The sequence below is a fragment of the Comamonas sp. genome, from assembly GCF_036643215.1.
GTDB lineage: Bacteria > Pseudomonadota > Gammaproteobacteria > Burkholderiales > Burkholderiaceae_C > Comamonas.
This window is the reverse complement of record NZ_JAVXSJ010000063.1, coordinates 1-6793: the sequence shown is the minus strand read 5'-3', so window position 1 is coordinate 6793 and position 6793 is coordinate 1. Positions and strand designations below refer to the sequence as shown.

Genomic DNA, 6793 nt, shown 5'->3' with positions numbered 1-6793 from the left:
TGCGCGACATCATCGCGATTCTGGGTATGGACGAGCTGGCTCCTGAAGACAAGCTGGTCGTGTCCCGCGCTCGTAAGATTCAGCGTTTCCTGTCGCAGCCTTTCCACGTGGCTGAAGTGTTTACTGGCGCCCCCGGTAAGTACGTGTCGCTGGCTGAAACCATCCGTGGTTTCAAGATGATTGTGGCTGGCGAAGCCGACCACCTGCCCGAACAGGCTTTCTACATGGTTGGTACCATCGACGAAGCCTTCGAGAAGGCCAAGAAGCTGGCAGCCTAACTGGCTCACACCCCCCTGAGCGACTGCGTCGCTTCCCCCTCTCTTTCAGGAGGGGGACGACACCTTCGCTGCGGGGCGGTCCTTGCTCAGTGTCCCTGAGTGAGCTGGCCGGTGAGTTTTAGGAATCAGCCCTTAACCTTTTCTAGGAGCAAAGATGAACACCATCCACGTTGATGTGGTCAGTGCCGAAGAGTCCATCTTCTCCGGTGAAGCGCGCTTTGTCGCCTTGCCCGGTGAAGCGGGCGAGTTGGGCATTTATCCCCGCCACACACCGCTGATCACCCGCATCAAGCCGGGTTCGGTGCGCATCGAAATGCCTGATGGTAGCGAAGAATTTGTCTTCGTGGCCGGTGGCATTTTGGAAGTGCAACCCAACTGCGTGACCGTGCTGTCCGACACCGCTATTCGCGGCAAGGATCTGGACGAGGAAAAGGCCAACGCGGCCAAGGCCTCGGCAGAAGAAGCTCTGAAGAACGCCAAGAGCGAACTGGACCTGGCCAAGGCTCAGTCCGAACTGGCCGTGCTGGCAGCCCAAGTGGCCGCTCTGCGCAAGTTCCGCCAGAAGCGTTGATGAGCGTGCCTTCGGGCATAGAGCATCGGCACAAAAAAGCCACCGCATGCGGTGGCTTTTTTCATGCTTGTTTGCTCTTGATATTGAAGCACCTGGCGCTTGATGTATGCGCTCTAGAGCTCGAAAATATCAAAAATTCAGGCAGTAGATATGTGAATTAGCCGTTGCAGGCAGCCTGATAGCCGTAGACCACGGAGTTGTCCACGGGATCCACATGACGTGACTTGCGCACTACGGCTTTGCTGGGGTCATCGCACAGGGCGCGTACCTGGGCTTCGCACTTCTTCGGGTCATCTTCCTTGAGCTTGCAGCTCAAAGCGTAGTCATATGCGGCCGGTGCCTCCGCGCCCTTGGGGCTGATGGTCGAGCAGGCGCTGAGCGCAAAGGCGGCGCCGACGATGGCCAGAGAGAACAAAGATTTCTTCATGCGATGTGCTTTCTTAAAGAGACGACTGCCCTGAAACTAACACAGGCACAGGGTTTCTTGATTTGATTCTGTGCAGGTCAAGCCAGCCTTCTGACGATGGCGCTGAATTCAGTACGGCAAAAACAACAAAGGAAAGACATGAGAGACATGCGCTATGGCGGCACTTTGAGCCAATGGAACGATGACCGGGGCTTTGGCTGGATTGAGGCCGATGGCGGTGGCGAGCGCCTGTTTGTACATATCAGCGCTTTTGTGCCGCGTCCTTCGGCCGAGCAGCGGCCCAAGCCTGGCCTGCGCTTGGAGTTTGCCGTGGGCATGGAGCAAGGCAAAAAACGTGCGCTCAAGGTGGCGTGGCGCGCTACCAGCCCGGCTGCCGCTGCACCCAAGGGCGCGCAGCGCAGCAGTCGCCCCGCATCTCGTTCAGAAGCCAGAGCGCCTCAGGGCTGGCACGCCTCCAGTCGTTTCAGCTACGGCGTGCTGCTGTTGTGGTTGATCTTGATGCTGACCGCTGCCGTCATCTGGAGTGTGCCGCGCTTCATCTGGCTGGTGTATGCGGGTTTGAGCGTGATGACCTTTATGGCCTACTGGCAGGACAAATGGTCTGCCCAGAAGGGCCAGTGGCGCACGCCAGAGAAAACGCTGCAAACCATGGCGCTGGCGGGTGGCTGGCCGGGCGCTTTGCTGGCCCAGCAGTGGCTGCGCCATAAAAGCAGCAAGACCCGTTTTCAGCAGGAGTTCTGGCTCATGGTGCTGATCAATGTGGCGGCCGTGCTGTGGCTGTGTTCGCCTTATGGGCGCAATGTGCTGGGTTGAACAGTTTTTAGCCTCTAGCGCTTGATAAATAAGCGCTGGCAGCTATGAAATTTGAATCTTGACGGGCCTCAGCGATCCCGGTGCGGCAGGTGGCGCTCGATGACCGGCGCATCTGGCAGATTGCGTGAGTCAGCGATATGGCTGGATTTGCGCGGAAAGTGTGTCTGCAACTGGCGGCTGACCCGCTCCAGCGCCGTGACCAGCCCCACATGGAAATGTCCGCCCTTGAAGGCCGATTGCATATCGCTGATCAGGGTCTGCCATTGCTCGGCACTCATGGTGCGGTCCAGCGCGCGGTCGGCCACGATTTCGATGGCGTGGTCGGCCAGCAGCAGATAGATGAGGGCACCGTTGTTGTGCTCGGTATCCCAGACATGCAGCTTGGCAAATTGCGACAGTGCCCGCTGGCGGGCCGTGGCATCGCGCCATATATAGCTCCAGGGCAGGCCCGCTTCAACGCAAATGCGTACCTGGCCGCTGTGGCTCAGCTCGCTTTTGGCAATCAGCAGCTCCAGCTCGCGCAGGGTGGAAGCGGGCAGGGACTTGCGCAAATGCTGCTCGGCCCAGCGATGGCGCACCAGCCGTGCAAGGCGATAGAAAATATTGCTCATCTCACCAATCTCCCGAGGCGCCGCCGCCACCAAAGCTGCCACCACCACCGGAGCTAAAGCCGCCGCCAGAACTGAAACCACCGCCACCCCCACCGCTACCCCAGCCGCCTCCGCCGCCAGAGCTGATGTAAGGGCCACTGCTCATTCGCGAGAGGTTGGACAACAGCGTAAACAACAGTCCTATGAAGGCGGCCACACCCGCAATTAGCATGTTGGTGGTGATGAAATAGGCCGCCGCACCGGCGATGCCGCCCACAATCAGTGAGCCCAGCACTCGGCCAAAGAGCGCGCGGGCAATGGCAATGCCGAGGGGAAAGCCGAAAAACAGCAGGGGCAGCAGAAAGTCCAGGTTTTGTGACCAAGAGCTGCTCTGGCTTTGCTGCTTTGCCGGGGCTGGCAGCTTTTCACCGCGAATCAGCAGGCTCATCTGATCGATGGCGGCAGAGAGCCCGCCCGCATAGTCATCGACGCGAAAGCGTGGCTTCATGGCACCGTCGATGATGCGACCCGCCTGAATATCGGGAATCGCTCCTTCCAGCTTGCGCGCTACCTCGATGCGCATGCGCCTGTCGTCCTTAGCGACGACGATGAGGCTGCCGTCGCCAATGTCTTTGCGCCCCAGCTTCCAGCTGCTGGCTACACGCCAGGTGTAGGCCGCAATATCTTCAGGCGCGGTGGTTGCCACCATCAGCACTGCCACCTGCGCACCGGTTCCGTCTTCCAGTGTTTTGAGCTGGGCTTCCAGTGCCGCGAGTTGCTGCGCGCTTAAAGTCGCTGTCTGGTCTGTCACCCTGGCTTTGAGGGGAGGGATTGGCTGCAAGGCAGGAGTCTGGGCCCATGTGGCGACAGCGCTCAGCCAGAGCAGCATGGCAACAAGCATGCTGCGCAGTGGGTTTGCAGGAGAGCTCAACGTCATTACCAACCTCCTGATGCGCCGCCGCCGCCAAAGCGGCCGCCACCCCCGGATTTGAACCCACCGCCACGCTTGCCGCCGAAGCCTGACAATCTGAATAAGCCCAGCAAGGTGATGAGAAAGCCAATCACGCCAGCGCCCAGCGCAAAATGCAAGCTGCGCTCAATCACCAGCACCATGATGCAGCTGAGCGCACCCATGAGCAAAGATGCTTTGATGCGCCCCAGCAGCCAGCGGGTCAGTGGCGCACCCAGCAGCCAGAAGAGGGCAACTATGGTGAGGTTGTCCGTCGGAATGGAGCGTGCGCTTGGCTCGGGTAGCTTTTCGCCATGAATCAACAGCGACAACTGGTCTATGGCTTGATCCAGACCCCCTGCATAGTCGTTGGCCTGAAAGTGTGGCTGCATCGTTTCGTCGATGATGCGCCCGGCCATGATGTCTGGAATCGCTCCTTCGAGCTTGCGTGCCACTTCGATGCGTATGCGGCGCTCATCCTTTGCCACGACGATGAGGCTGCCGTCACCAATGTCTTGGCGCCCCAGTTTCCAGTCGCTGGCCACGCGCCAGGAATAGGCGGCAATGTCTTCGGGCGCAGTGCTGCCGACCATGAGGATGGCGACTTGTGCACCGGTGTCGTCTTCCAGTGTTTTGAGCTTTTCGCTCAGCGCCTGCACATCACTGCTGCTGAGGGTGCCGGTCTGGTCGATGACCCGGCCTGAGAGTTCAGGCACGGGTTGGAGCTGCGTTCCTGCGCCGCCGGTCGTTGTCTGGGCCAGTGCGGGCAGTGCTGCAAAAAGCGTAAGCCATGCCAAAACAAGAGCTGCAAGCGCTTGATGGATAAGGGCTGGAGCCTTGTTTTGCATGTAAACCTTGTAAAGCGCGTCTGGCTTACTTGGCGGTGGCCGGAGCAGCAGGCTTAGAGAAATCCACAGCCGGTGGCTGAGAAATTTGGGCCTCGTTCTGTACCGTAAAGGTGGGCTTGACGGCGTAGCCGAACACCTTGGCCGTGATGTTGGTCGGGAAGCTGCGCGCCAGTATGTTGTAGGCCTGCACGGTGCCTATGTACTCGTTGCGGGCCACGGTGATGCGGTTTTCTGTGCCTTCCAGCGTCAGGCGCAGGTCGCGGAAGGCTTGATTGGCCTTGAGGTCTGGATATTTTTCAGCCACCACCATCAGGCGCGACAGTGCGCCAGAGAGTTCGCCCTGTGCCTGCTGGAACTTGTTGAAGGCTTCAGGGTTGTTGATCAGCTCGGGCGTGGCCTGAATGGATGTGGCTTTGGCGCGTGCTTCGATCACCTTGGTCAGCGTCTCCTGCTCGAAGTTGGCCTCGCCCTTGACGGTGGCCACGATGTTCGGGATCAGGTCCGAGCGACGCTGGTACTGGTTCAGCACCTCGCTCCATGCGGCCTTGGATTTTTCGTCCAGACGCTGAAAGTCGTTATAGCCGCAGCCCGTGAGGGAGAGCATGGAGGCAGCAGTCGCAATGATCAGGAGCCAGCGTTTCATGGGGTTTCCAGTCACGAAATAAATGCGGAAACCATAGCACAAGGGCTTGGGATTGGCACGTGCGCCCAAGACCTGTGCTTCTGTCCGATGCCGCGTGGCGCTAGCATTGCAAGCATGTCCATTCTTTCCCCCTTTGATGCCCTGCGCGGCGCGCAGCGTCCCGGCCAGAAAGCGGCGGCCAAGCCGCGCATGTTGCTGGCAGGCGCTACCGGGCTGCTGGGCAATGAAGTGCTCAACCGCGTGGTGGGCGCGCAGAACTACGCGCTGGTTCAGGTGCTGGCGCGCAGGCCTTATGTGCAGAGCCTGCGCGGAATGGAGTTGCTGACGCAGGAGTGTGACGATGTGCCGCAGTGGCCGGTGCAGCCCGCTGATGTGGGTCTCATCATGTTTGAGCCAGCGCGCCTGCTTTATCAGCGTGAGAGTGCTTTGTGGACACCGCAGCCCGCGCAACTGCAGGCCGTGGCGCAGTGGATGCATGACTGCGGCGTGCGCACTCTGGCCGTGGTGCTGCCGCACGATACCGGCAGTTTGCCGCAGGCACTGAAGCAGGGGCTCTCCAATCTGGATGAGCAGGGCGTTGCCACGCTGGGGTTTGAGCGGCTGATCTTTGTGCGATCTGCCAGAGAGCGGCAAAAGGTCAGCGCAGGGCATTTTTTGCAGCGCATGGCGAGCACCATGCTCTCGTCCCTCAGCTATATGCTGCCGCAGACAGAGCGGCCCGTGCGCGCCATGCATGTGGCGAAACTGGTGGAGGCCGCGCTGCTCAAGGCCCCGCCGGGCATTCACGTCGCGCCGCCAGAGCGGGTCTGGCGTGCGGCACAAAAGAATGGCTTGCAGGCAGAGCTGCAGGACTGGCTGGGGCAGGCATGAGCTTTGAACAATTTCGCGCCCCTTGGTGGCAGCCCGGCGGCCATGTGCAGACCATCTGGGCATCGCTCTGTGCCCGCTATCAGGCCCAGGGCGCACAGCCCCAGCCGTGGCTGCGCGAGCGCTGGGATACGCCAGATGGTGACTTTATTGATGTCGATTTCTCAAGCCATGCGGTGGCTGCGAATGCGCCCACGCTGGTACTGTTTCATGGGCTGGAAGGTTCGTCGTCCAGTCACTATGCCAAGGCAACAGCGCTGGCCTGTGCGCAGCGCGGCTGGCGCCTGGCGGTGCCGCATTTTCGCGGTTGTAGCGGCGAGCCTAACCGCCTGCTGCGCGCTTATCACTCGGGTGATGTGGACGAGGTGGACTGGATTTTGCGGCGGCTGCAGCAAGGCGCTGGCGGCGATTTGCTGGCCATGGGCATATCGCTGGGCGGCAATGCACTGGCGTGCTGGGTTGGGGTGCAGCAGCAGGCGGCGGCGCAGCTTATCCAAGGGGCTGCGGTGGTGTGCGCACCGCTCGATTTAGTCGCGGGCGGCGTCAGTCTGGGGCGGGGGCTGAACCGCTGGATTTACACGCCCATGTTCCTGCGCACGCTGGTGCCCAAGGCGCTGGGTAAATGGCAGCAGTCGCCGGGGGTGTTTGACAAAGCTGCGCTGCTGCGAGCCCGCACGCTGCATGAGTTTGATGATGTGTTTACCGCACCGGTACACGGCTTCGAAAACGCAGATGATTACTGGATTCGGGCATCGGCCAAGCCCTTGCTCAAACAGGTGGCTGTGCCGCTGCTGCTGCTCAATGCGC

The 6793-nt window shown here is 60.5% G+C and carries 10 protein-coding genes; 5 read left to right on the top strand and 5 right to left on the bottom strand.

Going from position 1 to position 6793, the window contains the following annotated elements; genetic code table 11:
- Positions 1–278: ATP synthase beta subunit C-terminal domain-containing protein (locus RSF91_RS19350; protein WP_442878900.1), on the top strand; the 278-nt coding region annotated here is incomplete at its 5' end.
- Between the two features lie 154 nt (positions 279–432).
- Positions 433–849 (top strand): F0F1 ATP synthase subunit epsilon, encoded by a 417-nt coding sequence (locus RSF91_RS19345; RefSeq protein WP_332569936.1) that lies wholly within the window; start codon positions 433–435, stop codon positions 847–849.
- A 157-nt stretch (positions 850–1006) separates the two neighbouring features.
- Here the strand turns inward: RSF91_RS19345 and RSF91_RS19340 are convergent, their stop codons facing one another.
- Positions 1007–1276: a hypothetical protein gene (locus RSF91_RS19340; protein WP_332569935.1), complete on the bottom strand. Its 270-nt coding sequence runs from the start codon at positions 1274–1276 to the stop codon at positions 1007–1009.
- Between the two features lie 138 nt (positions 1277–1414).
- Between RSF91_RS19340 and RSF91_RS19335 the strand changes: the two genes are divergently transcribed.
- A complete protein-coding gene (locus tag RSF91_RS19335; RefSeq protein WP_332569934.1) occupies positions 1415–2089 on the top strand; it encodes a cold shock and DUF1294 domain-containing protein in 675 nt (224 codons plus the stop codon).
- 68 nt (positions 2090–2157) lie between these two features.
- Here RSF91_RS19335 and RSF91_RS19330 read toward each other — a convergent pair whose 3' ends face one another.
- The 4 genes from RSF91_RS19330 to RSF91_RS19315 are packed head-to-tail and all read right to left on the bottom strand — an operon-like array spanning position 2158 to position 5119.
- The gene (locus tag RSF91_RS19330) at positions 2158–2700 is read right to left on the bottom strand and encodes a TPM domain-containing protein (RefSeq protein ID WP_332569933.1); all 543 of its coding nucleotides are present in this window, start codon (positions 2698–2700) and stop codon (positions 2158–2160) included.
- A gap of 1 nt (position 2701) precedes the next feature.
- Complete coding sequence (locus tag RSF91_RS19325) at positions 2702–3616, bottom strand: TPM domain-containing protein (RefSeq protein WP_332569932.1); 915 nt, start codon at positions 3614–3616, stop codon at positions 2702–2704.
- Complete coding sequence (locus RSF91_RS19320) at positions 3616–4476, bottom strand: TPM domain-containing protein (RefSeq protein WP_442878899.1); 861 nt, start codon at positions 4474–4476, stop codon at positions 3616–3618. Before RSF91_RS19320 ends, RSF91_RS19325 begins: the two co-directional genes overlap by 1 nt.
- A 25-nt stretch (positions 4477–4501) precedes the next feature.
- The gene (locus tag RSF91_RS19315) at positions 4502–5119 is read right to left on the bottom strand and encodes a LemA family protein (RefSeq protein WP_332569930.1); all 618 of its coding nucleotides are present in this window, start codon (positions 5117–5119) and stop codon (positions 4502–4504) included.
- A 114-nt stretch (positions 5120–5233) separates the two neighbouring features.
- Between RSF91_RS19315 and RSF91_RS19310 the strand changes: the two genes are divergently transcribed.
- Positions 5234–5989, top strand: coding sequence for a hypothetical protein (locus RSF91_RS19310; RefSeq protein WP_332569929.1), 756 nt, complete (start codon positions 5234–5236; stop codon positions 5987–5989).
- Positions 5986–6793, top strand: an 808-nt coding sequence (locus RSF91_RS19305) for a YheT family hydrolase (RefSeq protein ID WP_332569928.1), incomplete at its 3' end; no start/stop codon positions are given. The genes RSF91_RS19310 and RSF91_RS19305, both read left to right, overlap by 4 nt.

Coding starts and splice junctions, on each gene's coding strand:
- RSF91_RS19345 (WP_332569936.1), top strand. CDS start 433: ATGAACACCATCCACGTTGATGTGGTCAGTGCCGAAGAGTCCATCTTC.
- RSF91_RS19340 (WP_332569935.1), bottom strand. CDS start 1,276: ATGAAGAAATCTTTGTTCTCTCTGGCCATCGTCGGCGCCGCCTTTGCG.
- RSF91_RS19335 (WP_332569934.1), top strand. CDS start 1,415: ATGAGAGACATGCGCTATGGCGGCACTTTGAGCCAATGGAACGATGAC.
- RSF91_RS19330 (WP_332569933.1), bottom strand. CDS start 2,700: ATGAGCAATATTTTCTATCGCCTTGCACGGCTGGTGCGCCATCGCTGG.
- RSF91_RS19325 (WP_332569932.1), bottom strand. CDS start 3,616: ATGACGTTGAGCTCTCCTGCAAACCCACTGCGCAGCATGCTTGTTGCC.
- RSF91_RS19320 (WP_442878899.1), bottom strand. CDS start 4,476: ATGCAAAACAAGGCTCCAGCCCTTATCCATCAAGCGCTTGCAGCTCTT.
- RSF91_RS19315 (WP_332569930.1), bottom strand. CDS start 5,119: ATGAAACGCTGGCTCCTGATCATTGCGACTGCTGCCTCCATGCTCTCC.
- RSF91_RS19310 (WP_332569929.1), top strand. CDS start 5,234: ATGTCCATTCTTTCCCCCTTTGATGCCCTGCGCGGCGCGCAGCGTCCC.